At 62.8% G+C, this 25,986-nt stretch carries 30 protein-coding genes and 2 tRNA genes; 10 read left to right on the top strand and 22 right to left on the bottom strand.

The genetic code is table 11. From position 1 onward, the window contains the following. From nuoH to AC1RRE_RS11390, 10 genes are all read right to left on the bottom strand, one after another. Entirely contained in the window at positions 1-1,032 is a 1,032-nt protein-coding gene (gene nuoH, locus AC1RRE_RS11435) for an NADH-quinone oxidoreductase subunit NuoH (RefSeq protein ID WP_492981261.1), read from the bottom strand. Beyond that, a complete protein-coding gene (gene nuoG, locus AC1RRE_RS11430; RefSeq protein WP_492981260.1) occupies positions 1,025-3,091 on the bottom strand; it encodes an NADH-quinone oxidoreductase subunit NuoG in 2,067 nt (688 codons plus the stop codon). Before nuoG ends, nuoH begins: the two co-directional genes overlap by 8 nt. Before the next feature lie 17 nt (positions 3,092-3,108). Then, on the bottom strand, positions 3,109-4,407 hold the full coding sequence (nuoF, locus tag AC1RRE_RS11425) for an NADH-quinone oxidoreductase subunit NuoF (protein WP_492981259.1): 1,299 nt from the start codon (positions 4,405-4,407) through the stop codon (positions 3,109-3,111). Between the two features lie 14 nt (positions 4,408-4,421). Further along, a complete protein-coding gene (gene nuoE / locus AC1RRE_RS11420; protein WP_492981258.1) occupies positions 4,422-5,060 on the bottom strand; it encodes an NADH-quinone oxidoreductase subunit NuoE in 639 nt (212 codons plus the stop codon). Then, positions 5,057-6,235 carry an NADH-quinone oxidoreductase subunit D gene (locus AC1RRE_RS11415; protein WP_492981257.1) on the bottom strand — a complete coding sequence of 393 codons (1,179 nt, stop codon included), beginning with the start codon at positions 6,233-6,235 and terminating at the stop codon, positions 5,057-5,059. The genes nuoE and AC1RRE_RS11415 overlap by 4 nt, the downstream gene beginning before the upstream one ends. Then, a complete protein-coding gene (locus AC1RRE_RS11410; protein ID WP_492981256.1) occupies positions 6,235-6,855 on the bottom strand; it encodes an NADH-quinone oxidoreductase subunit C in 621 nt (206 codons plus the stop codon). Before AC1RRE_RS11410 ends, AC1RRE_RS11415 begins: the two co-directional genes overlap by 1 nt. A gap of 10 nt (positions 6,856-6,865) precedes the next feature. Next, on the bottom strand, positions 6,866-7,426 hold the full coding sequence (locus AC1RRE_RS11405) for a NuoB/complex I 20 kDa subunit family protein (RefSeq protein WP_492981255.1): 561 nt from the start codon (positions 7,424-7,426) through the stop codon (positions 6,866-6,868). Then, positions 7,417-7,782: an NADH-quinone oxidoreductase subunit A gene (locus tag AC1RRE_RS11400; RefSeq protein ID WP_492981356.1), complete on the bottom strand. Its 366-nt coding sequence runs from the start codon at positions 7,780-7,782 to the stop codon at positions 7,417-7,419. Before AC1RRE_RS11400 ends, AC1RRE_RS11405 begins: the two co-directional genes overlap by 10 nt. 269 nt (positions 7,783-8,051) lie before the next feature. Then, positions 8,052-8,128, bottom strand: a tRNA-Asp gene (locus AC1RRE_RS11395). Between the two features lie 70 nt (positions 8,129-8,198). After that, complete coding sequence (locus AC1RRE_RS11390; RefSeq protein WP_492981254.1) at positions 8,199-9,125, bottom strand: RNA polymerase factor sigma-32; 927 nt, start codon at positions 9,123-9,125, stop codon at positions 8,199-8,201. 252 nt (positions 9,126-9,377) lie between these two features. On the opposite strand from AC1RRE_RS11390, the gene AC1RRE_RS11385 reads away from it, so the two are divergent. The 3 genes from AC1RRE_RS11385 to AC1RRE_RS11375 all read left to right on the top strand — a co-directional run bounded on the left by AC1RRE_RS11385 (position 9,378) and on the right by AC1RRE_RS11375 (position 12,076). Next, complete coding sequence (locus tag AC1RRE_RS11385; protein ID WP_492981253.1) at positions 9,378-9,911, top strand: MarR family winged helix-turn-helix transcriptional regulator; 534 nt, start codon at positions 9,378-9,380, stop codon at positions 9,909-9,911. Positions 9,912-10,018: 107 nt separating this feature from the next. After that, positions 10,019-10,864 carry an AAA family ATPase gene (locus AC1RRE_RS11380; protein ID WP_492981252.1) on the top strand — a complete coding sequence of 282 codons (846 nt, stop codon included), beginning with the start codon at positions 10,019-10,021 and terminating at the stop codon, positions 10,862-10,864. An 18-nt stretch (positions 10,865-10,882) separates the two neighbouring features. Continuing rightward, positions 10,883-12,076, top strand: a complete 1,194-nt coding sequence (locus AC1RRE_RS11375; RefSeq protein WP_492981251.1) for a vWA domain-containing protein — start codon at positions 10,883-10,885, stop codon at positions 12,074-12,076. Between the two features lie 4 nt (positions 12,077-12,080). Here the strand turns inward: AC1RRE_RS11375 and AC1RRE_RS11370 are convergent, their stop codons facing one another. The 8 genes from AC1RRE_RS11370 to AC1RRE_RS11335 form a co-directional block, all read right to left on the bottom strand. Beyond that, complete coding sequence (locus AC1RRE_RS11370) at positions 12,081-13,052, bottom strand: Bug family tripartite tricarboxylate transporter substrate binding protein (RefSeq protein WP_492981250.1); 972 nt, start codon at positions 13,050-13,052, stop codon at positions 12,081-12,083. A gap of 47 nt (positions 13,053-13,099) precedes the next feature. Next, positions 13,100-13,675 (bottom strand): hypothetical protein, encoded by a 576-nt coding sequence (locus AC1RRE_RS11365; RefSeq protein ID WP_492981249.1) that lies wholly within the window; start codon positions 13,673-13,675, stop codon positions 13,100-13,102. Next, positions 13,668-14,225: a hypothetical protein gene (locus tag AC1RRE_RS11360; RefSeq protein ID WP_492981248.1), complete on the bottom strand. Its 558-nt coding sequence runs from the start codon at positions 14,223-14,225 to the stop codon at positions 13,668-13,670. Before AC1RRE_RS11360 ends, AC1RRE_RS11365 begins: the two co-directional genes overlap by 8 nt. 120 nt (positions 14,226-14,345) lie before the next feature. Beyond that, on the bottom strand, positions 14,346-14,891 hold the full coding sequence (locus AC1RRE_RS11355; protein ID WP_492981247.1) for a hypothetical protein: 546 nt from the start codon (positions 14,889-14,891) through the stop codon (positions 14,346-14,348). Positions 14,892-14,893: 2 nt separating this feature from the next. Beyond that, complete coding sequence (locus AC1RRE_RS11350; protein ID WP_492981245.1) at positions 14,894-15,442, bottom strand: hypothetical protein; 549 nt, start codon at positions 15,440-15,442, stop codon at positions 14,894-14,896. Between the two features lie 189 nt (positions 15,443-15,631). Next, positions 15,632-16,114, bottom strand: coding sequence for a 30S ribosomal protein S9 (gene rpsI, locus AC1RRE_RS11345; protein WP_492981244.1), 483 nt, complete (start codon positions 16,112-16,114; stop codon positions 15,632-15,634). Further along, positions 16,114-16,581 carry a 50S ribosomal protein L13 gene (gene rplM, locus AC1RRE_RS11340; RefSeq protein WP_492981243.1) on the bottom strand — a complete coding sequence of 156 codons (468 nt, stop codon included), beginning with the start codon at positions 16,579-16,581 and terminating at the stop codon, positions 16,114-16,116. The genes rpsI and rplM overlap by 1 nt, the downstream gene beginning before the upstream one ends. 410 nt (positions 16,582-16,991) lie before the next feature. Beyond that, on the bottom strand, positions 16,992-17,411 hold the full coding sequence (locus AC1RRE_RS11335) for a PaaI family thioesterase (RefSeq protein WP_492981242.1): 420 nt from the start codon (positions 17,409-17,411) through the stop codon (positions 16,992-16,994). Between the two features lie 155 nt (positions 17,412-17,566). Between AC1RRE_RS11335 and AC1RRE_RS11330 the strand changes: the two genes are divergently transcribed. Then, positions 17,567-17,641: transfer RNA gene (locus tag AC1RRE_RS11330), tRNA-Asn, on the top strand. Positions 17,642-17,786: 145 nt separating this feature from the next. On the opposite strand, the gene AC1RRE_RS11325 is transcribed toward AC1RRE_RS11330, so the two are convergent. Beyond that, positions 17,787-18,257 carry a hypothetical protein gene (locus AC1RRE_RS11325; RefSeq protein WP_492981241.1) on the bottom strand — a complete coding sequence of 157 codons (471 nt, stop codon included), beginning with the start codon at positions 18,255-18,257 and terminating at the stop codon, positions 17,787-17,789. 198 nt (positions 18,258-18,455) lie between these two features. On the opposite strand from AC1RRE_RS11325, the gene AC1RRE_RS11320 reads away from it, so the two are divergent. After that, positions 18,456-19,121, top strand: coding sequence for a hypothetical protein (locus AC1RRE_RS11320; protein WP_492981240.1), 666 nt, complete (start codon positions 18,456-18,458; stop codon positions 19,119-19,121). A gap of 110 nt (positions 19,122-19,231) precedes the next feature. Beyond that, complete coding sequence (locus AC1RRE_RS11315; protein ID WP_492981239.1) at positions 19,232-19,858, top strand: LysE family translocator; 627 nt, start codon at positions 19,232-19,234, stop codon at positions 19,856-19,858. A gap of 13 nt (positions 19,859-19,871) precedes the next feature. Here AC1RRE_RS11315 and AC1RRE_RS11310 read toward each other — a convergent pair whose 3' ends face one another. The 3 genes from AC1RRE_RS11310 to AC1RRE_RS11300 all read right to left on the bottom strand — a co-directional run bounded on the left by AC1RRE_RS11310 (position 19,872) and on the right by AC1RRE_RS11300 (position 21,463). Further along, a complete protein-coding gene (locus AC1RRE_RS11310) occupies positions 19,872-20,264 on the bottom strand; it encodes a RidA family protein (protein WP_492981238.1) in 393 nt (130 codons plus the stop codon). 70 nt (positions 20,265-20,334) lie between these two features. After that, positions 20,335-20,559, bottom strand: a complete 225-nt coding sequence (locus AC1RRE_RS11305) for a hypothetical protein (protein ID WP_492981237.1) — start codon at positions 20,557-20,559, stop codon at positions 20,335-20,337. A 130-nt stretch (positions 20,560-20,689) separates the two neighbouring features. Beyond that, the gene (locus AC1RRE_RS11300; RefSeq protein ID WP_492981236.1) at positions 20,690-21,463 is read right to left on the bottom strand and encodes an SDR family oxidoreductase; all 774 of its coding nucleotides are present in this window, start codon (positions 21,461-21,463) and stop codon (positions 20,690-20,692) included. A 142-nt stretch (positions 21,464-21,605) separates the two neighbouring features. Between AC1RRE_RS11300 and AC1RRE_RS11295 the strand changes: the two genes are divergently transcribed. The 4 genes from AC1RRE_RS11295 to AC1RRE_RS11280 all read left to right on the top strand — a co-directional run bounded on the left by AC1RRE_RS11295 (position 21,606) and on the right by AC1RRE_RS11280 (position 25,985). Then, positions 21,606-22,058, top strand: a complete 453-nt coding sequence (locus AC1RRE_RS11295) for a winged helix-turn-helix transcriptional regulator (RefSeq protein WP_492981235.1) — start codon at positions 21,606-21,608, stop codon at positions 22,056-22,058. 88 nt (positions 22,059-22,146) lie between these two features. After that, positions 22,147-23,004 (top strand): LuxR family transcriptional regulator, encoded by an 858-nt coding sequence (locus tag AC1RRE_RS11290; RefSeq protein WP_492981234.1) that lies wholly within the window; start codon positions 22,147-22,149, stop codon positions 23,002-23,004. A 156-nt stretch (positions 23,005-23,160) separates the two neighbouring features. Then, positions 23,161-24,651 carry a cryptochrome/photolyase family protein gene (locus tag AC1RRE_RS11285; RefSeq protein ID WP_492981233.1) on the top strand — a complete coding sequence of 497 codons (1,491 nt, stop codon included), beginning with the start codon at positions 23,161-23,163 and terminating at the stop codon, positions 24,649-24,651. After that, complete coding sequence (locus AC1RRE_RS11280) at positions 24,648-25,985, top strand: NAD(P)/FAD-dependent oxidoreductase (protein ID WP_492981232.1); 1,338 nt, start codon at positions 24,648-24,650, stop codon at positions 25,983-25,985. The genes AC1RRE_RS11285 and AC1RRE_RS11280 overlap by 4 nt, the downstream gene beginning before the upstream one ends. Position 25,986 lies beyond the last annotated feature (1 nt).

Below are 25,986 nucleotides of genomic sequence, written 5' to 3'. Positions count from 1 at the left end.
CTAGACCCCTTTCGGCAGCAGGTCGAAGGCGAGAAGAACGCCCGCGGTGGCCACCACCCAGAACAGCGAGAACGGCAGGAAGACCTTCCAGCCCAGACGCATCAGCTGATCGTAGCGGTAGCGCGGCACGGTGGCGCGCACCCAGATGAACACGAACAGCAGCACGAAAATCTTGAGGCAGAACCAGACGATGCCAGGAATCCAGTTGAGGGGCGCGATGTCCATGGGCGGCAACCAGCCCCCCAGGAACAGGATCGTCGTCATGCCCGACATCAGGATCATGTTGGCGTATTCGCCGAGGAAGAACAGCGCAAAGGCCATCGAGGAATATTCGACCTGGTAGCCGGCAACGAGCTCGGCTTCGGCTTCGGGCAGATCGAAAGGATGGCGGTTGGTCTCGGCCAAAGCCGAGATGAAGAAGACGATGAACATCGGGAAGAGCGGAATGGCGAACCACACCGTCTTCTGCGCCTGCACGATGGCGCTCAGGTTCAGCGACCCGACGCAGAGCAGCACCGTAATGATGACAAAGCCCATCGAAACTTCATAGGACACCATCTGGGCCGAGGAGCGCAGCGCGCCGAGGAAGGCGTAGCGCGAGTTCGACGACCAGCCTGCAATGATGATGCCGTAGACGCCCAGCGACGAGATGGCAAAGAGATACAGCACGCCGACATTGATGTTGGCGATCACCAAGCCCTCACCCACCGGAATCACTGCCCAGGCGATCAGCGCGAGGATGAAGGTAATGCAGGGCGCGGCAATGAACAGGAACTTGTTCGCGCCCGACGGGATGATGGTTTCCTTGAAGATCAGCTTGGCGGCGTCAGCGAACGGCTGCAGCAGGCCGAACGGACCCACCACGTTCGGGCCCATGCGCAGCGACATCGCCGCCAGCACCTTGCGTTCCATCAGCGTCAGGTAAGCCACCGCGATCAGCAGCGGCACCGTCAGCATCAGGATATGGACAAGGATCAGCCCGCCCGGGAAGACGTAGCCAGTCCAGAGGGTTTGCCAGAGAGACTCAGTCATGGGTACCCGTCTTCGGCATGGCGACGCCGCGCGCGATGGCAGAGCATTCGGCCATGGTGGCCGAGGCGCGGGCAATCGGATTGGTCAGGTAGAAATCGGCAACCGCCGAGACGAACGGCGCATCGGTAACGCTGCCGGCGGTGCCGAAGGCGCCCCAGGCAGCTTTGGTCAGCTTGTCGACGGCCGAGAAATGCGGCGCGATCTCCAGCATGCGACGACGCAGCATGCCGAGATTGTCATAGCTCAGCTTGTGGCCGACATGCTCGGACAGCGCTCGGATGATGGCCCAGTCCTCGCGGGCATCGCCCGGAGGCGCGGCAGCGCGACGGCCGAGCTGAACGCGGCCCTCGGTATTCACCCAGGTGGCGTCCTTCTCGACATAGGCCGAGCCCGGCAGGATCACGTCGGCGCGGCGCGCACCGGCATCGCCATGGCTGCCCTGATAGATCACGAAGGCCGAGCCGAGCTTGGCGGTGTCGATCTCGTCGGCACCCAGCAGGTACACGGCCTTGATCTCGCCCGACTGCGCAGCGGCCATGATGCCTGCAACGTCCTTGCCGCCCTGCCCCGGAACGAAACCGAGATCGAGCGCGCCGACGCGGGCGGCCGCGGTGTGCAGCATGTTGAAGCCGTTCCAGCCATCCTTGACCAGGCCGGCGGTGTCGGCGACCTGCTTGGCCAGCGCCAGCACGGCAGCACCATCGGCGCGGGCAATCGCGCCCTGGCCGAGAATGATCATCGGCTTCTGCGCACCCTTCAGCACGTCGGCGAAGGCATGACGGCCCTCGGCAATGTCCTTCAGCGTGGCGGCGCCGGCGCCGAGATAATCGTATTTGTAGGTCAGCTGCGGCTGTTCGCTGCTGATCAGCGCGATCTTCACCTTACCGGTGAGGTAGCGCTTGCGGATACGGGCATTGATCAGGGCAGCTTCGCGGCGCGGATTGCTACCCACGATCAGGATCGCGTCGGCCTCTTCGATGCCGGCGATGCCGCTATTGAAGATGTAGCCGGCGCGGTTCGACGGATCGATCTTGGCGCCATCCTGACGGCAGTCGAGGTTCGACGAACCGAACTTGCCCATCAGGTCCTTCAGCGCCGTCATGCTTTCGCCGCAGGCAATGTCGCCGGTAATGGCAGCGATCTGGTTGCCCTGCAGGCCCTTCATGCCGGCCGCGACGGCGGCGAAGGCTTCGGGCCAGGTGGCTTCCTGCAGCTTGCCGTTCTTGCGCACATACGGACGGTCCAGGCGACGCGCCTTCAGGCCGTCATAAGCAAAGCGGCTCTTGTCGGAGAGCCATTCCTCGTTCACGTCCTCATTCACGCGCGGCAGCACCCGCATCACTTCGCGACCGCGTACGTCGACGCGGATATTGGCGCCGACGGCGTCCATCGCATCGATGCTTTCGGTCTTGCGCAGTTCCCATGACCGCGCCGTGAAGGCATAGGGCTTGGAGGTCAGCGCACCGACCGGGCAGAGATCGATCACGTTGCCCGAAAGCTCGGACGTCATCGCCTGTTCCAAATAGGTGGTGATCTGCATGTCTTCGCCGCGGCCGATCGCGCCCAGCTCCGGCACGCCGCCCACTTCGGTGGCGAAGCGCACGCAACGGGTGCAATGGATGCAGCGGGTCATCACGGTCTCGACCAGCGGGCCCATATATTTGTCTTTGACGGCGCGCTTGTTCTCGTCGTAGCGGGAGCTGCCCTTGCCGTAGCCCAGCGACTGGTCCTGCAGGTCGCATTCGCCGCCCTGATCGCAGATCGGGCAATCCAGCGGATGGTTGATCAGCAGGAATTCCATCACGCCTTCGCGGGCCTTCTTGACCAGCGGGGTGTCGGTCTTGATCACCATGTTGTCGGCGGCAGGCATGGCGCAGGAAGCAATCGGCTTCGGAGCCTTCTCCTGCTCGACCAGGCACATGCGGCAATTGCCGGCGATGGTCAGGCGCTCGTGGTAGCAGAAGCGCGGGATTTCCTTGCCGGCAAGCTCGCAGGCCTGCAGCACGGTGGTGCCAGGCTCGACCGTTACCTGGATGCCGTCGATGGTCAACGTGGGCATTGTTACCCTTCCCCCGCCTACTCAGCCGCCGCCGGCATGACCGGCGCGCCCGAATGATAGGAATCGATGCGGCGTTCGATCTCGCCACGGAAATGCCGGATCAGACCCTGGATCGGCCACGCGGCGGCATCGCCGAGTGCGCAGATCGTGTGGCCTTCCACCTGCGTGGTGACTTCGAGCAGCATGTCGATCTCGCGCTTTTCAGCGCGGCCCTGAACCATGCGCTCCATCACGCGCCACATCCAGCCGGTGCCTTCACGGCACGGCGTGCACTGGCCGCAGGATTCATGCTTGTAGAATTTGGACAGGCGCGCGATCGCGCGCACCACGTCGGTCGACTTGTCCATGACGATAACGGCAGCCGTGCCAAGGCCCGAACGCTGGGCGCGCAAGGAGTCGAAATCCATCAGCACATCGTCGCAGATCGCCTTGGGCAGCAGCGGCACGGACGAGCCGCCCGGAATGATGGCCAGCAGGTTGTCCCAGCCGCCACGCACGCCGCCGGCATGCTTCTCGATGAGCTCCTTCAGCGGGATGCCCATCTCCTCTTCCACGTTGCACGGCTTGTTCACATGGCCGGAAATGCAGAAGACCTTGGTGCCGGTGTTGTTCGGACGGCCGATGCCGGCGAACCAGTCGCCGCCACGACGCAGGATGGTCGGCGCAACCGCGATGCTCTCGACGTTATTGACGGTGGTGGGGCAGCCCCAGACACCCATGTTGGCCGGGAACGGCGGCTTCAGGCGCGGCTGACCCTTCTTGCCTTCCAGGCTTTCGATCAGCGCGGTTTCTTCGCCGCAGATGTAAGCGCCGGCGCCGCGATGTACGAAGACGTCGAAGTCGTAACCCGAACCGCAGGCATTCTTGCCGATCAGACCGGCCGCATAGGCCTCGTCGATGGCGCCCTGCAGGTTCTCGGCCTCGCGATAGAATTCACCGCGGATGTAGATATAGGCCGCGACCGCGCGCATGGCGAAGCCGGCAACCAGGCAGCCCTCGACCAGCTTGTGCGGATCGTGGCGCATCATGTCGCGGTCCTTACAGGTGCCCGGCTCGCCTTCATCGGCATTGACGACGAGATAGCTCGGACGACCATCGGACTGCTTGGGCATGAAGGACCACTTCATGCCGGTCGGGAAACCGGCACCGCCGCGACCGCGCAGGCCGGACTTCTTCATCTCGTCGATGATCCAGTCCTGGCCCTTGTCGAGGATGGCCTTGGTGTTGTCCCAGTCGCCACGCTTGCGGGCAGCCTCGAGGCGCCACGACTGCTGGCCGTAGAGATTGGTGAAGATGCGGTCTTTATCCTGAAGCATGGTCTGGCTCCGCCTCAGTCGTCATTCCCGCCGGCGGCACCGGCAGGATTAAAGGTAGTGAGAGTCGTCGCGCCGCCGAGCGGCTCGGACGACAGACGGCCGTTCTGCGGGCCGGGCTTCGGCTTCTCGCCGCGCTTCAGCGCTTCCAGAATCTTGCCCGTCGACTCTTCGTTGAGGTCTTCGAAGAAGTCGTCGTTGTACTGCAGCATCGGCGCGTTCACGCAGGCGCCGAGGCATTCCACCTCGATCACGGTGAACTGGCCATCGGCCGAGGTCTCGCCCGGATTGAGGCCCAGATGCTTCTTGCAGGCGCTCAGCACCTTGTCGGAACCGGCGAGCCAGCAGGGTGTGGTCGTGCAGACCTGCACGAAGTGCTTACCCACCGGCGCGAGGTTGTACATCGTGTAGAAGCTGGCGACTTCCAGCACGCGGATCGACGGCATGCCCAGCAGCTCGGCGATATACTTGATCGCGGCCTGCGGCACCCAGTTGTCATGCTGGCGCTGCGCGATATCCAGCAGCGGCATCACCGCGCTCTGCTGGCGGCCGGCCGGATACTTGGCGATATGCATCTTCGCCAGTTCCATGCTCTCCGCCGTGAAGGCGAAGCTGGCCGGCTGAAGCTCGGGCGGTGCGATATGGACGCCACTCATCGGTCGATCTCTCCGAACACGATATCCATGTTGCCAACAATGGAGACCGCGTCGGCCAGCATGTAGCCCTTCGACATGAAGTCGGTGGCCTGCAGATGCGGGAAGCCCGGAGCGCGGATGCGGCAGCGATACGGCTTGTTCGAGCCGTCGGATACCAGGTAAACGCCGAACTCACCCTTGGGGGCTTCGACGGCGGCATAGGTCTCACCCTCGGGCACGTGATAGCCCTCGGTGTACAGCTTGAAGTGATGGATCAGCGCTTCCATCGAGCGCTTCATCTCACCGCGCTTGGGCGGCACCACCTTGCGGTCGTCCGACGCAATCGGCCCGGTCGGCATATTCGCAATGACCTGCTCGACGATGCGCGCGCTCTGACGCATTTCCTCGATGCGGCAGAGATAGCGATCGAAGCAGTCGCCGTTCTTGCCGACGGGAATGTCGAAGTCATACTTCTCATAGCCGTCATAGGGCTGCGACTTGCGCAGATCCCAGGCGACACCCGAACCGCGCAGCATGACGCCCGAGAAGCTCCAGTCCATCGCATCCTTGGCGCTGATCACGCCGATATCGACGTTGCGCTGGCGATAGATGCGGTTCTCGGTCAGCAGGCCTTCGATGTCCTGGATTACCTTCAGCATGCGCGGCAGGTAATTGACGATGGCTTCGTCCATACCCTTGGGCAGGTCCTGGTGCACGCCGCCGGGACGGAAATAGGCCGCATGCATGCGGGCGCCGGAAACGCCCTCGTAGAATTCCATCAGCTTCTCGCGTTCCTCGAAGCCCCAGAGCGCCGGCGTCATGGCGCCGCAGTCGAGGGCGTGAGTCGTCACGTTCAGCAGGTGATTGAGCAGACGGCCGATCTCGGCGAACAGCACGCGCACCGCCTGGCCGCGCGCCGGCACTTCCAGGCCGAGCAGACGCTCGACGGCCAGGGCGAAGGCATGCTCCTGGTTCATCGGCGCGACGTAATCGAGGCGGTCGAAATACGGCACCGCCTGCAGGTAGGTCTTATGCTCGATCAGCTTCTCGGTGCCGCGATGCAGCAGGCCGATATGCGGATCGCAACGCTCGACGATCTCGCCGTCGAGTTCCATGACCAGACGCAGCACACCGTGAGCCGCAGGATGCTGCGGCCCGAAATTGACCATGTAGTTGGCGATTGTAACTTCGGCCATTACTTCTGCCCCTCGCCCGCCGCCTTCTCATCGCCGGGCAGCACGTATTTCGCGCCTTCCCACGGGCTCATGAAATCAAAGCGGCGGAATTCCTGCGTCAGCTGCACGGGCTCATAGACCACGCGCTTCTGCGCCTCGTCGTAACGGACTTCGATATAACCGGTGAGCGGGAAATCCTTGCGCAGCGGATGTCCCTCGAACCCGTAGTCCGACAGGATGCGGCGCAGGTCCGGATGACCGGAGAACATCACGCCATACATGTCCCAGGTCTCGCGCTCGAACCAGTTGGCGGCCGAGTAGACGCTGACGATCGACGGCACCGGCGTCTCTTCGTCGGTCTGCACCTTCAGGCGGATGCGCAGGTTCTTCACCATGCTCAGCAGGTGATAGACGACGTCGAAGCGCTTGGCGCGCTCCGGCCAGTCCAGACCGGTGATGTCGACCAGCTCAGAGAACTGGCACGCGGCGTCATCGCGCAGGAAGGTCATTACTTCGACGATGCGCTCGGCCGGCACCTGGATGGTCAGCTCGCCATGCGTGATCGCGCTGTCCAGCACAGCGCCGGACAGACGGGCGGCGACATGGTCACCCAGGGCGCGAAGAGCGTTGCTGTCGGTCATGTGGCTCTCTTCAGCGGGCGATGGTGCCGGTGCGGATGATCTTCTTCTGCAACTGCAGCAGACCGTAGATCAGCGCTTCCGCGGTCGGCGGGCAGCCCGGCACATAGACGTCGACGGGCACGATGCGGTCGCAGCCGCGCACCACCGAATAGGAATAGTGATAGTAGCCGCCGCCGTTGGCGCAGCTGCCCATCGAGATGACATAGCGCGGCTCGGCCATCTGGTCGTAGAGCTTGCGCAGCGCGGGCGCCATCTTGTTGGTCAGCGTGCCGGCGACGATCATCACGTCGGACTGGCGGGGCGAGGCGCGCGGCATGGAGCCGAAACGATCGAGATCGTAGCGCGCCATGTAGGCGTGGATCATCTCGACGCCGCAGCAGGCCAGACCGAAGGTCATCGGCCAGAGCGAACCGGTACGCGCCCAGTTGGCCAGCTTGTCGAGCGAGGAAATGACCACGCCCTTGTCGGCCAGCTCGTCTGAAATGTCCTTGAAGAACTCGTCCTGCGAGCCGCCGGCCTGAATCGCCGTGCTCGTCTTGGGGGCCACCTGCATGGTGTTGCTCACTCCCATTCCAGAGCCCCCTTCTTCCACTCGTAAATGAAACCGATGGTCAGCACGCCCAGGAAGACCATCATCGACCAGAAGCCATAGACGCCGATCTCGCCCAGGCTGATCGCCCAGGGGAACAGGAAGGCCACTTCAAGATCGAAAATGATGAACAGGATGGCGACCAGGTAGAAGCGCACGTCGAACTGCTTGCGCGAGTCACCAAAGGGCTCGAAACCGCATTCGTAGGTGGAATTCTTCTCGGGGTCAGGCGCGCGTTTGGCGGCCACGAAGGGCAGCAGGGCCAGAACCACGGCCAGCACGATGGCGAGGCCTAGAAAAAGCAGGATCGGCAGATATTCCCGCAGCAGGGCGTCCACGGTCATTCCCCTCCGAAAACAGTGACTTCCCAGACCGGTCCCACCCGTCCGAGTTCGTGGCTGTTCTAGCCGGTTCCGTGTCGCGCCGCAACACGCCTTCGCGGGTCAAAAACCCCGCAAGTTACCGGCCAAAAACCGATTTTCGGCTTTTTGAGAATCGCTCGCAGAGCCATCTCCGGTATGACCGGGGCGAATCGATCAGCATACGGCAATAGGCAGCCGGATGGCAGGACAGGTCGGATTTTTAGGGAAAGGATGCCGGCGGGGAATGGCGAGAGTGACGGGACTTGAACCCGCGACCTCCGGCGTGACAGGCCGGCGCTCTAACCAACTGAGCTACACCCCCGCGGCAGGCGGCGGTTTACCCGTCGCCCACCCCGATGTCAAGCAGGGGGTGGGCGAATTTAGGGGTAAGCTCAGGCCGGAAGGAGATTACTCAAATCCTCAAGCTTGCCGACGATCTTTTCGCCGGCCTGCTTGGCCTTGCGCTGAACTGCGCTCTGCAGCTTGCGGAAGGCCTTGGTCTCGATCTGGCGCACGCGTTCCTTGGTCACGCCAAGACGGCCGCCCAGCTCTTCCAGCGTCGCCTTCTCATCCTTGAGCATGCGCTCGACGATGATCAGTTGTTCGCGCGGATTCAGCTCTTTCAGCGACTCCGTGAGCCAGACATGACGCTGGCCGCCATCCATCTTGGTGGTGACGATCTCCTCGGGCGACGGGCCCGGATCGACCAGGAAATCCTGGAAGGCGTCACCGCCCTCCTCGCCGCCCACGGTCTCGTTCAGCGAGTGATCGCGGGCCGACAGGCGTTCGGCCATGTTGGTGACGTCCTTGGCCGACACCTTCAGCGCCTTGGCGATTTCATCACGCGAGGCGTTGTCGAGCTGGCTCATGCTGCCACCGGCCCGCTCCAGCTTGGCCCGCAGCCAGCGCAGGTTGAAGAACAGCGCCTTCTGGCCGGCCGACGTGCCGGAGCGCACGATCGACCAGTTCCGCAGCACGTATTCCTGGATCGACGAGCGGATCCACCAGGCGGCATAGGTCGAGAAGCGCACGCCGCGCTCGGGGTCGAAGCGGTTCACGGCCAGCATCAGGCCGATATTGCCTTCCTGGATCAGGTCGGGCATCGGCAGGCCGTAATTGCGGAAACGCGTGGATGTGGCGACCACAAGACGCAGGTAGGCGGTCACCAGGCGCTGCATGGCGCGCTGGTCGCCGTCGTTGCGCCAGCGCCGGGCGAGGTCGAGTTCCTCTTCCTCGCTCAGGAGCGCCTTGGTCATGACGGTGGACAGGTAGCGCCGGTCGGCGCTGTCCAGGGTCCGGGGGGCTGATGCGATGGCCATTTGTATGTCCTCCATCGACTTTCACCGGGTCCTGCACTAGGTTGCTGGTGCTGGTTGCCGGGCGAATGGCTATTGGTATCGGGTCGATACCAAAACACGATACGCCGCACCCTGTTCCCCAGCAAGCAAGTATTAGCGAGTCGAAACAAAACTGTGATGCCTATCACCACGCATCTCCATGCTGGCCCCGAAGAGCTTGGCAATGGCGCAGTCGGAACCGGAAAAGCCGCGTTGGCTCAAAGGGTTATCGTATTGCTCGACCGCCTGGGGCGCCTGACCCGCGAGCTCCAGTTCGCCAATGGCCTGAACCCCGCCCAATGGGAAGCGCTGCGCTTCCTGGCCCAGGCCAACAAGTATTCCCGCTCCCCCACCGCGCTGGCCGAGTATCTCGGCGCCACCAAGGGGACCGTCTCCCAGACCCTGATCTCGCTGGAGAGCAAGGGACTGATCACCCGCTGCAAGAAGACCGACGACCGCCGCCAGGTCGAGCTCTGCCTGACCGAGGCTGGGCAGACGATGCTGGGCAATGACCCGATGCAGACGCTGGAGCGCGCCAGCACCGAGATCGCCGACGAGCTGGGCGCGGAAATGGTCAAGGGCCTGACCCGCCTGCTGCACGATCTGCAGACCCGCCACCAGACGGTGGAGTTCGGCGTCTGCCAGGACTGCTCGCTGTTCTGTGTGAACACGCAGGAGCCCACCGCCGGCGTCTGCGGCAATACTGGCGATACAGTCGACCAGGCCGAGAAGACCAAGATCTGCGTCAACTACAAGACCGCCAACTAGGCCAGCCTCTTCCCCTTTACAGTTGACGTAACGTCACGCCTTGCGCGGGACCGACCTGCGACCTAGCGTCTTCCATCGCTATCGATAAGCCCGTGGGAAACGTTGCAATGAAGTTCACCGGTACAGAGTCTTACGTCGCCACCAACGACCTCAAGGTGGCTGTGAATGCCGCCATCACGCTGGAGCGTCCGCTGCTGGTGAAGGGCGAGCCGGGCACAGGCAAGACCGTGCTGGCCATCGAGATCGCCAAGGCGCTGAAGGCCCCGCTCCTCACCTGGCATGTGAAATCGACCACCAAGGCGCAGCAGGGCCTGTACGAATACGATGCCGTGTCGCGCCTGCGCGACAGCCAGCTCGGCGACGAGCGCGTGAAAGACATCCGCAACTACATCAAGAAGGGCAAGCTGTGGGAGGCATTCACCGCCCCCGAGCGCCCCGTGCTGCTGATCGACGAGATCGACAAGGCCGATATCGAATTCCCCAACGATCTGCTGCTTGAGCTGGATCGCATGGAGTTCTTCGTCTACGAGACCGGCGAGACGGTGAAGGCCGCCGTGCGCCCGATCATGATCATCACCTCAAACAACGAGAAGGAACTGCCCGACGCCTTCCTGCGTCGCTGCTTCTTCCACTACATCCGCTTCCCCGAGCGCGAGACCATGGAAGAGATCATCGAGGTGCATTACCCGAGCGTGCAGAAGAACCTGGTGCGCGATGCGCTCAACGTCTTCTACGATATCCGTGAAACGCCCGGCCTGAAGAAGAAGCCCTCCACGTCCGAGCTGCTCGACTGGCTCAAGCTACTGATGGCCGAGGACCTGCCGGCCGACGCGCTGCGCACCAAGGACCAGGGCAAGCTGATCCCGCTACTGGCTGGCGCGCTGCTGAAGAACGAACAGGATGTGCATCTGTTCGAGCGCCTGGCCTTCCTGGCGCGTCGCGAACGCGGCTAGACATCAGGGAGCAGCCCGATGTTCATCAACTTCTTCCTCGAACTGCGCAAGGCCAAGGTGCCCGCCTCGTTGCGGGAATACCTGACTCTCGTCGAGGCGATGGACAAGGGCGTACCGGAATACAAGGTCGAGGATTTCTACTATCTGGCGCGCACCGCGCTGGTGAAGGATGAGCGCAACCTCGACAAGTTCGACCGCGTCTTCGGCCAGTGCTTCAACGGGCTGTCGTTTGTCGGCGCCGGCACGGCCGGCAGTGAGGTGACTGCCGAAATTCCGGAAGAATGGCTGCGGCGGCTGGCTGAGAAAGTCCTGACCGAGGAAGAGAAAGCGCAGATCGAAGCGCTGGGCGGCTGGGACAAGCTGATGGAGACGCTGAAACAGCGTCTGGAAGAACAGAAGGATCGCCACCAGGGCGGCAACAAGTGGATCGGCACTGCCGGCACCTCTCCCTTCGGCGCCTATGGCTACAATCCCGAAGGCGTGCGCATCGGCCAGGACAAGTCGCGCAACCGCCGCGCCGTGAAAGTCTGGGACAAGCGCGAATACAAGAACCTGGACGACAGCGTCGAACTCGGCACCCGCAACATCAAGGTCGCCATGCGCCGCCTGCGCAAGTTCGCCCGCGAAGGCGCGGAGATGGAACTCGACCTGCCCGACACCATCCGCTCAACCGCCGCTAATGCCGGCTATCTCGACATCAAGCTGGTACCCGAACGCCACAATAAGGTGAAGGTGCTGCTGCTGTTCGATATCGGCGGCTCGATGGACGACCATATCCGCGTGACGGAAGAGCTGTTCTCGGCCGCACGCGCCGAGTTCAAGCATATGGAATTCTTCTATTTCCATAACTGCGTCTACGAGAAGCTGTGGAAGGACAATCGTCGCCGCCACAGCGAATTCATGCCCACGCATGAGGTGCTGCGCACCTATCAGCACGACTACAAGATCATCTTTGTCGGCGACGCGACGATGAGCCCCTACGAGATCGTGCAGCCCGGCGGCAGCGTCGAGCACTGGAACGAGGAAGCCGGTGCGGTCTGGGTGCAGCGCCTGCTGGACACCTATCCGAAGGCGATCTGGCTCAACCCGGTGCAGGAAAAATACTGGGACTTCACGCCCTCGGTGCAGGTGGTGCGGCAGCTGATGAACAATCGCATGTTCCCCCTCACCCTCGAAGGCCTCGAACGCGGCATGCGCGAGCTGAACCGCTAGGGCGTCAGTCCGGCTGAATCTTCGCGGTCGACACCACCTTGGCCCAGCGTTCTTTCTCCTTGGCGATCAGTGCTGCGAATTCTTCCGGCGTGCCGCCGGCAACCACGCCGCCATCGTCGCTGATACGCTTTTTCGCATCATCTGTGGCCAGCGCCTTGGCTACTTCCTTCTGCAGCTTATCGATGATCGAGCGCGGCGTGCCGGCCGGCGCCATCAGGCCATACCATTGCGAGGTCTCGAAACCGGGATAGCCGCTTTCGGCAATCGTCGGGATATCGGGCAGCGCCGGCACGCGCACGGCAGACCCAACGGCGAGCGGGCGCAGCTTGCCCGCCTTGATCTGCGCGATGATCGGCGGAATGCCGTTGAAGGTTGCTTCCAGCTGGCCGCCCAGCAGGTCGGCCAGCATCGGCCCGGTGCCGCGATACGGGATATGCACGAGGTCGACGCCAGCCTGCAGCTTGAAATATTCCATGGCCAGATGCCCCGCACTGCCGTTGCCGGCCGAGCCATAGTTCAGCTTGCCCGGCTTGTCCTTCGCCGCCTTCACGAATTCGGCGAGGCTTTTGATCGGCACAGCGGGATTCACCGCGATCACGTTCGGCACAATGGCCAGCAGCGAAACCGGCTGGAAATCCTTCACCGGGTCGTAGGGCAGCTTGGTGCCATACATGGCGGGATTGACCGCCAGCGTGCCGATATGCCCGAGGATCAGCGTATAACCGTCAGGGGCCGCGCGCTTCACATCCTCCATGGCGATGTTGCCGCCGCCCCCACCCTTGTTTTCGACATAGACCTGCTGGCCCATCGTCACCGAGAGCTGGCTGGCGACCGAGCGCGAGATGATGTCGGATGATCCGCCGGTGGCGAACGGCACGACAAAGCGAATGGTGCGGTTGGGATAATCCTGCTGGGCCGTGGCGGGACCGGCAAGGAGAAGGACGGACGCAAGAGCGAGGCCGAACGAACGGATCATGGCATTCCTCCATGCGCCTCTCCCGGGCGCTGGCCGCCATGGTAACGTCAGAAGGCCACTTCGGCCACGGTCTCGATCGGCAGGGCCTGCCGGAACGGCGCCGCCTCGACAGTGAAGCCGTCACGCGCCAGGAAACGGGCCTGCATACTGGACACCGCATAATCCATGTTCGGCGCCGGCACTTCATAGAAACGGCCTTCGATCCAGCGATGGGACGGATGGCTGAAGGAGCCAGCATCGGCGCCCAGATCGGCATTGCGCACGACGACGCGCCAGGTGCGGTAGCGACGGTCGACCACATCGAGCGGCGTGGCGGTATAGCCGACCGGCAGATCGGTGTCGCGATGGCGCTGGGCCAGGCCCTCAAGGTCCTGCTCGGCGCGCACCACCTGGTTTTTCACGGTGGCGATCTCTTCCTGCATGTTCTGGACGACGCGTTCGCTTTCCTCGATGTTGCGGTCAACCTGCTCCTTGACCGCGATCAATTCTTCCGCGCGCAGGCGCACCCGTGTCCAGGCCGCATGGCTGCGTTCGCCCAGCAGCAGGATGATGGCGACCGCGATGGCGATATTGGCGCCGGCGGCCAGGATGCCGATGACCTGGGTGATCGAGGTATCAGACATCGCCGAGCCTCAGCTTGCCGCTGAAGGGACGGATCGCCAGCACCTCGGACAACGCACCGAAGGATTTCTTGGTGCGCAGGCGCACGGCCTCTTCGCTGTCCATGCCCCAGACGATCAGGCGGGCGGCGCGACGGCCGGGGAATGGCGACACCATCGAGCCCGGGCCGCTGAACATCTCGTGCATCTCGGGGCCGATCAGCTTGACGTACCAGCCGGTCTGGTGCGGCCGTGGGATGCCGATCTCGTAAACCATCATGCAGCGCTGGTCGCTGAACTCCACCTCGCGCGCCATCATGTCGCCATAGGCGGTCTGCTTTTCCGACAGGCGCAGCTCGATCTCGGCCTTCTCTTCGAGCAGGCGTTCGTATTCCACGCGGATTTCGGAGATGCGGCCGCGGCCGTGCTCCACCTCGCCGACGATGCGGTCCAGCTCGAAACGGCCGCGCGCATAGTTCTGCACATAGCGCTCCAGCGTGTTCGCGCCGAGCGAAACGGCGAAGAACATCCCCAGCGATGGCAGCAGTGCGGCGACGATATCGACGGCATCCATGCCGACGGCCTTCCAAGCATTTACCCTTGAGGTAAATGTCAGGCAAAGCCTCTGGCAAATCAATGAAATGTTGGCAATACAGCGTCGCCGATCTGCCCGAATCGCGGGCAGTTTGCCGCTTTATGCCTTCTCACGCTCGCCTTCGGTCGCCGTCTCGCCCGCGTTAACCACAGTGAAGCCCCGATGACGCGGCAGCAGGCGGTCGATGCCGGAGCGGGCTTCGGTCAGGTTGGATGCCGCGACGGCGTACAGGCGGCCCTGATCCCACTGGGCCACCGGATCGGGTTCGCGCGCATCGCCGCCAAGACCGGGATGGCGGGCGGTGAAGCGGAAGACGCGGGCATACATGTCGCGGCTGTCCAGCGGCACGATGGTGTAGTTGAAGACATGCTGGGTGCTGTCGAGCTGCTGGCGCAAGGCGTCGTTCTCGCGCGTCGCCTTGTTCAGGTCGCGCTCGACATTGACGATGGCGCTCTTCTGCTCGGCGATGGCATTGTCGAGCTGTTCCAGGCGCCGGGTCAGTTCGTGCTGGCGCTGACGGCGCCCCAGCTTCTCGTTCTCGGCACGGCGCAGACCCATGCGGGCGCGGTCGATGGCGATCACCGCCGCCAGGCCCGCCAGCAGCAGCGCCATCAGTCCGCCCAGAATGGTGAGGATGTCACCCATGATCAGGCTTCATGCCAGAACAGCTTGCCGGCGAATTCGCGGGTCAGGATGATCTTGCCGTCATTGCCGGCCCAGTTGATCGCCATGCTCTGCGCTTCGGCCATGCCCATGCCCCAGACGATCAGGCGCACCTGACGCTTGCCGCCCAGCGCCGTCGCCTGCGAGGCGATGCCGGCGAAGGGCATCTCCGATGTCGGCCCCTCGATCTTGAAGTAATAGCCGGTCGAACCCGGGGTCGGATAATTTGCCTCGGTGGCGAAATTCTTGGTGCGGTCGGCGAGCTGGCGCTCCTGGTCGGCGAGGCTGGCGCGCTCTTTCTGCATCTGGCTCAGCTCTTCCTCCAGACGCGCGCGCTCGTCGCGCAGGCGCGCGAATTCCATGCGGCTCTTGGAGAACCGGCTTTCGAGCATGGCGGCGCTGGTGGCTTCGTTCGACAGATCGGACGCGGCCAGCTGATAGACCGCTTTCTCGATATGCGCAGCCAGGGCACCGGTCGCCAGCAGCACCAGCATGGCCGGTACGACAAGGGCAAAGGCGCTTTCAGGACTCATGGCAGTCTGGGCTCCCGTCTCACCCGGATATTGCGCAGGTTGTCTCAACAGCAGCCATAACTCTCAAGGGTGACACGCAAATGTGTAGGACATGCGCGCTGCATAAGGCTGCAAACCAGACGCAACAAAGAAAAAGGGCCGGAGCATTGCTCCGGCCCTCTCGTATCGCTGCCTGAGACAGCGGATCGATTAGCGCTTCGAGAACTGGAAGCTGCGGCGGGCCTTCGGCTTACCGTACTTCTTACGCTCGACGACGCGGCTGTCGCGGGTCAGGAAGCCCTGAGCCTTGAGCGCCGGACGCAGCGCCGGCTCGAAGTAGGTCAGCGCCTTGGAAATGCCGTGACGCAGCGCACCGGCCTGGCCGGACAGACCGCCGCCGACCACAGTGGCCATGACGTCGAACTGACCAGCGCGGTTGGTGACGATCATCGGCTGGGCGAGCAGCATGCGCAGCACGGGGCGAGCGAAGTAATCGTTGCTCTCCTTGCCGTTCACGGTGAACTTGCCCGAGCCGGGCTTGATCCAGACGCGGGCGATGGCGTTCTTGCGCTTGCCGGTCGCATAGGCGCGACCCAGCTTGTCAACCTTGCGTTCTTCAACGACGGCCTTGGTGGCAACGGCAGCTTGCGCGTTGCCCAGGCTCAGATCGGCGAGTGTGCGGGACTCAGCCATTAGTCGTTCCTCTTGTTCTTCGGATTGAGGGCGGCGACATCCAGCTTGACCGGCTGCTGTGCCTCATGCGGATGGGCGGTGCCCTTGTAGACCTTGAGCTTGCCAAGCTGACGGCGAGCCAGCGGGCTCTCCTTCGGCAGCATGCGCTCGACGGCCTTCAGGATCACGCGCTCGGGGAAGCGGCCATTGAGGCCCTCGCCGATGGTGCGGCCCTTGATGCCACCCGGATGACCGGTGTGCCAGTAGAACACCTTCTGCGATTCCTTGCGGCCGGTGACGCGCACCTTCTCCGCATTGATGACGATGATGTTGTCACCGGTGTCGCAGTTCGGGGTGAAAATCGCTTTGTGCTTGCCGCGCAGACGCATGGCGATCAGGGAGGCAAGCCGCCCCAGCACCAGGCCGTCCGCGTCAATCAGCAGCCACTTCTTGTCCACTTCGGACTCTTTGGCAGTGAAGGTCTTCATCACGGTTCCTAACGGGTAGAGTTGCCCGACGGACAGGCCGGCGGACGGATCGGGGCGCACTATGAGGATTTTTGCCGCACTGTCAAACGGGATCAGCACGGGAAATCATGTATTTACGCAGCGGTATTATAATACCTTCACGTCAGCATATATAAATCAAAGGCTTACGGGATTATCCAATCACTTGCCCGGTGCGCCCCTCAACCACCCTCCTCCAGGCCGCTTTCCGCCCGGTTGAACTGCGTCTTCCGGCTTCACAGACGCTCGTCTGCTTTCGCAGCACGTCGGGCTGGTTGCCGAGCCTTCATTGCGCTTCGCAGACGTTCGTTTTGCTTTGTTTCTGGTTCCCCGGGTTTAGCCGGCGAACCGTCACAACCATAAGGAACAAAATAGGAACAATTTGCCGCAGATCAAGCCCGCGCGGGCGGAATGGCGTAGGTCAGCACCGAATGGGCCACCGGGCCATCCACCCCGGCCGAGGTCAGGCTGATCTCGGTGATGGCCAGCGTCTTGCCCAGCTTCAGCATGGTGGCCTCGGCGGTCAGGTCGCCCAGGCCCGGCTTGCGCAGGAAATTGATGTTCAGGTTGGTGGTGACGGCCAGCGCCACCGGCCCGATCAGGCCCAGGATCAGCAGATAGGCGGCGCAATCGGCCAGCGTCATCATCGCCGGACCCGAGACCGTGCCGCCCGGCCGCAGATGCTGCTCGCCGATCGGAATGGTCAGCCGCATGGTGACACCGTCCCAGTGTTCGATTCGCATCCGCATCGGCCGCATCTGCGGGAATTCACTGTCGAGAAAGGCTTCCAGTTCGGCCTTGGTCATTTTCATGTTTTGCGGCTCCCTCACCTCCCGCTTAGCATCTGGCGCGCAAGGGGAAAAGCGGGTTCGGCGGGACACCGGTACTACCGCGAAATTTTTGAACAGGTAGTCATCTTGGGGACTTGCGGCGCGGGGCCCGGGTGGTTAGGTTCCGCCCGCACTGATCCGAGGTAGCTCAGTGGTAGAGCAGGCGACTGTTAATCGCCCGGTCGGGGGTTCGAATCCCTCCCTCGGAGCCAGTATTTCCAAAACATCGCCACACTTCATCACCCGCTGCATCGCAGCGGCAACAGGATTCGCATATCACGTGGCGTCCGATACTGGTGTATCGAGCCCCTGACCAAGATCGCTTATGAGAGAGACAGGTGGATAGAGCAGCCGCTTCTAAGCTGCAAGCTCTTTAATAAGGGCGGCCCAGTCAGCATCCGTCACATCGGTTGCCTGGAACGCAAACTGGCCTTGCACCAGAAAAAGCTTCCCAAAGGACTTGCTGGCCATAGAGGGAATGACCTCTCCGGCACGCTTACGAGATAACTGTCGACGCGGCGTGCCTAAAGGCCTAATCGCGAATGGAAGCACCCAAGGCTTCGACCATACCTCTGTCTCGGTGCACTCAAGGTTAGCTTTGGAATAGACTACGAAGGGCACTGTGAGGCTACCCGTGTCATTGCAATAAAGAATGCCTAAAGCGCCAATAGGCATGCGAGCCGCTTTTGTATTGCGCCCCTTCACGAAAACAGGATCCTTACTCTCACCCACAGCCCACATTCCGGCACCAATCCCAGCCCAGATATTGGTAAGGTTTTCAGAAGCAAAAGAATATAATTTCACAGGAAAACTCTCCGTGCTGAGCATCTGTCAACTAAACAAACAAAAATTGAAAATGCCATCTTGCTCACGTAAGTGCATAGACCAAACTTAAAAATAATTAGTCTGCACTCGGCCCAGTTATTCGTATCGTATGCAGCTGACTCTGACATTCAGCGCATAGATACATTTTCCATTGAAAAGCTATTTTTAATTGATCGATGATGCACCGCATAGGGAAGCATCATGGCACTTGACCGCATTCATCTTCGTAAGCTTCTAAAGATACTCTTTCTCCAACCGAATGAACGTCAGTCGGCTTTGCGTGCCGATATTCGAGAAGAGAGAGCGAAAGCGGCCGGGCAAAATACAGCAGGCGGCGATTTCTATGCGCCTTTCTGGGCTGACGCCAAAGACCATGTTTTTTCCATCGCTGACCTTCGCGATTTAGTCGATGGCCGCATTGCAGCCAATCAACGCAGAACGAATTTATATCGCCGACTTAGAGATGGATTTTTATTATGGTGGAATCAGCGACGTCGTTGGACCAACCTGCCATTTCGGCCAGGTCAAACATTGAAAGCGCATTTTCCATTTCCAGGCCTGACTGCCATCGTCAAAGTTGACAACATTCTTTCAGTCAGAGACGGGCTAAACACTGAGCGTGTCGTATATCCGTACTTCGCTCCAACTCCTGTTCTGTCAGATGAAGCTGCTCGATTAGGCCTCTGGTTGCTTACTCAGGCTTTACCTGATGTCCCGCCTGAAGAGTTCCGCATTCTAGACGTCCTCAGAGGGCAAACTTTTTCATTAGACCGAACCCCGCTGATTGGTAATGAGGAAGAAGAATTCCGTCGCAGGTATGCCTCCGCTATCCGAGAGCGCGAAAGACTGTCGGAAGAATATCCATAATAGCTATAAGGTAATAATCAAGAAGCGACAGTGGGATGCGCAATCACGACGCATTGTAGCGGTACAAGTTTGCACTTGATCGTTGTTCTGCCGCCAACGAAGCTTGCCCCATGCTCGACGATATCAACCTCCCACTTATCCTTCTCGCTGCCCTGCTCGCCACCGGCAGCCCGGGCCCGGCCACGCTCAACATCGCCGGCACGGCGATGACCTCCGGCCGGCGTTATGCCTTCGCGATGGCATCCGGCGTCAGCACCGGCTCGCTGATGTGGTCGACGGCCGCCGCCTTCGGCCTGGGCGCGGTGATGCTGGCCAATGCCTGGGTCTTCGAGCTGATGCGTTATTTCGGCGCTGGCTACCTGATCTTCCTCGCGTTCAAGTCGGCACGCTCGGCGCTGAAGCCCGGCGATGCCACGATCAAGGACACGACCTACACGTCGCTGAAGCGCGCCTATGCCAGCGGACTGGCGCTGCATCTGACCAACCCGAAGGCGATCCTCTTCTTCGGCTCGCTCTATGCGGTAGGCGTACCGGCGCAGGCCTCGCCCCTCACCCTGCTCACCATCATCACCGCCGTGGCGGTGCAGAGCACGCTGGTGTTCCATGGCTATGCGATGCTGTTTTCGAGTGCCCCTGCGGTGCGCGTGTATCTGAAGCTGCGGCGCTGGTTCGAGGGTGTCTTCGCGCTGGCCTTTGGTTATGCCGGCTTCAAGATCCTGACCGCGCGCCTGCAGTAACGTCGGCGCAGGTCTAGATGGCTGCAATGCAGTCGATCTCGATGTCGAAATGGCCCGGCCAGGCCGGCACGTTGACGAAGATGCGCGCCGGCGGGTCCTTGGGGAAGTAGCGCGCATAGATCGCGTTCACCACGGGAAACATGTCGACCGACGTGCAATACACATTGCACTTCAGCACATTCTCCAGCGATGAACCCGCGGTCTCGACGCAGAGCTTGAGCTGTTCCAGCACCAGTTCGGTCTGGCGCTCGATCGGCGCATCCACCACCTCGCCGGTTTCCGGATCGAAGGGCGGAAAACCCGAGACATAGATGGTGTCGCCATGGCGGGTGACGGCCGAGGTCGGCGCCTTCCAGCGCTCCAGCCAGGTGGATAACGGTTCGACGCGGATGACGTGGCGTTTCATCGGGCTCTCCAGGGTTGCTGCCGAGTATTCCCGATCACACATCCCGGATGTTACGGCGCCGGCCGAAGTGTCAGTGATCGATGCTGCCTGTCGATTCCATCTGCATGACCATCAGCCGCAGGGCGGCGTCGATGACCTTGTCGATCGAAGGCTGCGCGGCGGCAACCAGCCGCCGGGTCATCTCTTCCTGAGTCAGGCCGGCACGGCGGGCCAGTTCAGCGATCCGGTCATTCTGCTCAAGCGTCAGCAGAGGCGCCTGCCCCGGATATTCCGCCCGCACACTTCCCATGGCCACGACACGTGGCTTTCTTTGCATCAGCATGGACGTATTACGTACGGCCAAGCTTGAAGTTCCCCGGATGCCGAAAACCAGGCCGGGCCGCCTGCGTTGTCTTGCTGTGGCGGCCCGGACCCTGTGCAATCCCCTAGCCCCGGAAGACCGGGCCGCCCACCGGCGCACCGTTGGTGCCGCCATCGACGAATATCTCCGTGCCGTTGACATTAGAGGCATCGTCAGACGCGAGGAACAGCACGGTCTTCGCAATCTCGTCGGCCTCGCCCAGACGGCCGAGCGGGATGATGCCGGCCAGCCGCTTCTCCAGTTGCACCTTGGCTTCCGGCGTCGGCGCCGAGCCATCCCAGATCGGCGTGCGCGTCGCGCCGGGCGAGACAACATTCACGCGGATGCCGCGTGGTGCCAGTTCAGAGGCCATCACGCGCGCCATGCCGCGCACACCGGCCTTGCTGGCGGCATAGGCCGAGGAACCGGGCGAGCCCATCTGCGACATCACCGAACCGTTCAGGATGATCGAGGCGCCATCGTTCAGATGCGGCATCGCGGCCTGCACGGTGAAGAAGACACCGGTGATGTTGGTGCGCAGCACGGCCTCAAAAGCCTCCAACGCGCTGCCGCCCAGCGGCGTGCGATTGATGATGCCGGCATTGGCGAACACGATATCCAGCTTGCCGAAAGCCTTCGCTGCCTCGCCCACCGCCCGTTCGGTGGCGGCGATATCGGTGGCATCGGCCTGCAGCGCGATGGCGTTGGGGCCCAGTTCGGCCAGCGCGGCGTCGAGCGTGGCCTTGTTGCGGCCGGTGATGGCGACGCGGGCGCCCGCGGCGATGAAGGCCCTGGCGGTCGCCAGGCCGATGCCGCTGTTGCCGCCGGTGATCAGCGCCGTCTTGTTCTTGAGCCTCATGGGATGCCTCCAGTTATTGGTTTAATGATAAAACCACACTTGAGACTTACCCCTCATGGTTTTATATTGCAACCAATTGCCGCGTGACGGCCCTCACAGGACCGCCAGCCTCCGCGCCCTGCCCCCGGGAAAGGACCTGCCGATGAAACGGACCAGCCTGGAAGATGCCGACTGCCCCATCGCCCGCACCCTGGACGTGGTGGGCGACTGGTGGTCGCTGCTGATCGTGCGCGATGCCCTGGGCGGCCCGCGCCGCTTCGGGGATTTCCAGAAAAGCCTGGGCTTGGCCAAGAACATCCTGACCACCCGCCTGCGCGGCCTGGTGGCGCAGGGCATCCTCGACACCGCACCGGCTGCCGATGGCAGCGCCTGGAAGCACTATGCTCTGACCGACAAGGGCCGCGCCCTCTTCCCCGTGCTGGTCGCGATGCGGGAATGGGGCGAGACCTACCAGTTCCCCGATGACGATTGCCCGGTGGAGTTGGTCGACCGCGAGACCGGGGCGCGCGTGCGGAACCTGGAACTGCGCGCCGCCGACGGCCGCCTGCTGCAGCCCGGCGATACCCGCCTGCAGCCGCGCATCAAGGTTGGCTGAACCAATTCCAGGCTTAAGGTCTCATCTGCCCGGCGTATCTTTTGCGCGATGATCCGCTACAATAGGCGGCACACGGAAGGCAGCAGCTTTGGAACCTTCGCTTCACTTTGTCGACGAGAAGTCCGACCGGCGCGACGACACCCGTCCGCCCGGCGGCGGCGCGCGATTCTGGAAGGTACTGATCGTCGACGACGAGCCCGACGTGCATTCGCTGACCAAACTGCTGCTGCGCAATTTCAACTATCGCAAGCGCGGCCTGAATTTCCTCAGCGCCTTCTCGGCCACCGAGGCGCGCGACGTGATGCGCGACAATCCCGATATCGCGCTGGTGCTGCTGGATGTGGTGATGGAGACCGAGCATGCCGGTCTGGCGCTGGTCGATTTCATCCGCACCGACCTGGCCAACAAGTCGACGCAGATCGTGATCCGCACCGGCCAGCCGGGTCAGGCGCCGCCGCTGACCGTGGTGTCGAACCACGGCATCAACGACTACAAGGAAAAGACCGAAATCACGCAGCAGAGCATGATCCTCACCGTGGTGAAGGCGCTGCGGCTGTATGAGGAATTCCTGCCCAGCTATATCGCCGCCGCCAAGTTCGCCAACCTGGCCGAACGCGCCCGCAACGGCGCCGACGACCGCGAACTGCTGCGCAGCCTGCGTCAGGAACTCGACGCCGGCGACGATACGCCGCCGCGTCCGCTCGCCACCTCGGAAGCCGATCCGCGTCTGGCGGCGCTGACCGACCGCGAGCGCGAGGTGCTGAAATGGGTCAGCCAGGGCGACTCCAACAAGGCCATCGCCATCCGGCTGGGCGTGCAGGAAGTGACCGTGAAGGCGCATCTGCGCCAGATCTTCACCAAGATGCAGGTGTTCAACCGCACCCAGGCCGCCTCGCTGGCGCTGCGCCTGCTCGAGCGCGATACCGACGGCAACAGCGGCCGGTAACACGCCGTTCACGAGACCGTGGTGACCACCGTCACCGGACCATAGCGAACCACAGCGGAGCCGTGCCGACGGTGATCCGCTTCCTCCAGCCTTGCGTATCAAAAAGCGAACACCGCAGCGATTTCCGGCTGCGGCGCACAGCAGATACGGCACGGCATGTCCTCATCCTCCTCTCCCGCCATCCTCTGGTTCCGCCAGGACCTGCGCCTGCATGACAATCCGGCGCTGGCGCAGGCCGCCGCCGGCGGTCGTCCGGTCATCGCGCTGTATATCCTCGATACTGCGAGCAAGACCTGGAGCCCGGAATCGTCCTTGGGTGGCGCCAGCCGCTGGTGGCTGCATCACAGTCTGGCAAAACTCGCCGCCGCACTGAACGCGCGCTATGGCATCCCGCTGGTGCTGCGTAGCGGCGATCCGCGCGCCATCCTGCCAGCCCTCGTGCGCGAGACCGGTGCCGGCTGCGCGCTGTGGAACCGCTGCTACGAACCGGCGGCGATCGCGCGCGACACCGACATCAAGGCCGTGCTGAAGGATCATGGCGTCGCGGTCGAGACGCAGAATGCCGCGCTGCTGTTCGAACCCTGGACGGTGAAGACGCAGGCCGGCGGCTGGTTCAAGGTCTTCTCGCCCTTCTGGCGCGCCTGCCGCACCCTGCCCGATCCGGAACTGCCACAACGCGCGCCGGACAGGATCGAACGCTGGCCGCATCGCCTCGACAGCGAGACGCTGGCCGACTGGCAACTGCTGCCGCTCATGCCGGACTGGGCGCATGGCCTGCGCGATCACTGGACGCCCGGCGAAGACGCCGCGGCCGCAAAGCTGAAAGCCTTCCTCGATGGCGCATTGCATGGCTATGCCGATGGCCGCGACCGGCCGGATCGCGCGCTGACCTCAGGGCTCTCGCCGCATCTGCATTTCGGCGAGATCGGTCCGCGCCAGATCTGGCAGGCGATCCGGCATCAGGCCGACAAGGGCGGCTTCGGCATCGGGCGCAACGCAGAGAAATTTCTGGCTGAACTGGGCTGGCGCGAATTCTCGCATCATCTGCTGTTCCATTTTCCCGCCCTGCCCGTGCGCAGCTTCCGCGAGGAGTTCGAGAGTTTTCCCTGGGACAATCGCAAGAGCCTGCTCGCCGCCTGGCAGGAAGGCCGCACCGGCTATCCCATCGTTGACGCCGGCATGCGCGAGCTCTGGCATACGGGCTGGATGCATAACCGCGTACGCATGATCACGGCCTCTTTCCTGGTGAAACATCTGCGGCAGGACTGGCGGCGCGGTGCGGCCTGGTTCTGGGACACGCTCGTCGATGCCGATCTCGCCAACAACTCTGCGAGCTGGCAGTGGGTCGCCGGTTCGGGCGCCGATGCCGCGCCCTATTTCCGCATCTTCAATCCCACCCTTCAGGGTGAGAAATTCGACAGCCAGGGCCTCTATGTGCGGCGCTGGGTGCCCGAGATCGCGGCGCTGCCCGACAAATACATCCATCAGCCCTGGATGGCGCCTGAAAAAGTGATGGCGGCGGCCGGCCTGAGACTCGGGCGCGACTACCCCGAGCCGCTGGTCGATCACAACGAGGCCCGCAAAGCAGCACTGGCGGCCTTCGCCGCTTTACGCAATGATATTCGAGAGGCAGCGGGGGCTGAATGAGTCGGACCGACAACGAACGGCGGCAACGCATCGCCGTCATCGGCGCAGGGATCGCCGGACTGGGAACGGCCTGGGCGCTGTCCCGGCAGCATGACGTCACCGTCTTTGAAGCCAACGCCTATCCTGGTGGCCACAGCAACACCGCGGTGGTCGACTATGACGGCACCGCCATTCCGGTCGATACCGGCTTCATCGTCTTCAACGACTGGAACTACCCGAATCTCACAAAGCTGTTCGAGCACCTGAAGGTGCCGGCGATCAAGAGCGAAATGTCGTTCGCCATCACGGTGGGCGATGCGCAAAAGCCCGGCCAGCTCGAATGGAGCGGCAGCAGCCTCGCCACGCTGTTCGCGCAGAAGCGCAACCTGTTGCGCCCCCGTTTCTATCGCATGTGCCGCGACATCCTGCGCTTCAACGCCACCGCCATCGCCGATCTTGAATCCGGCCGCATGGCGGGACTGTCGCTGGGCGACTATCTCAGCCTGGGCCGCTATGGCGACGGCTTCATGCTGGACTACCTGCTGCCCATGGGTGCCGCGATCTGGTCGACGCCGCTGGCCGGCATGATGGACTTCCCGGCCGAGACATTCGCGCGCTTCTTCAAGAACCACGGCCTGCTCAGCGTCAACGACCGGCCGCAATGGTACACCGTGCAAGGCGGCAGCCGCGAATATGTGCGCCGCCTGCTGGCCGACCGCCGCTTTGCGCTGCATCTGAACACGCCAGTGCAGGCCGTGCGCCGCAATGCTGAAGACGCCACTGTAGTGACCGCCAGCGGCAGTCATGGCTTCGACCAGATCGTGCTGGCCTGCCATGGCGATCAGGCGCTGCGCCTGCTCGGCGATCAGGCGACGGCTACCGAACGCGACATCCTGTCCAGCTTCCGCTTCCAGCCCAACCGCGCGGTGCTGCATCGCGATCCGGCGCTGATGCCGGTGCGGCGCAGCGTATGGTCGAGCTGGAATTATCTGTCGGAACCGCGCCGCGACCTGCAACGCCGCGTCGGCCTCACCTACTGGATGAACAAGCTGCAGTCGATTGACGAGCGCCATCCGCTGTTCGTCACGCTCAATCCGATCCAGGAGCCGGCGAAGGACAAGGTCTTCGCCGAATTTTCCTACGAGCATCCGCTGTTCGACCGCTGGGCCGTGAAGGCGCAGACGCGCATGGGCGAAATCCAGGGACGCCACCGGATGTGGTTCTGCGGCGCCTGGTGCAAATACGGCTTCCACGAGGACGGCTTCACCGCCGGTCTCAATGTGGCGGCCGGCCTTGGCGTCGCCGATCCCTTCGCGATGCCGGTCGTCGCGCCCGATCTGGCGGCAGCGGGCTGAG

This window comes from Ferrovibrio sp. GW821-FHT12D07 (assembly GCF_058807275.1).
The sequence above is the reverse complement of the archived record's forward strand: the minus strand, read 5'-3'. Positions and strand labels throughout refer to the sequence as shown.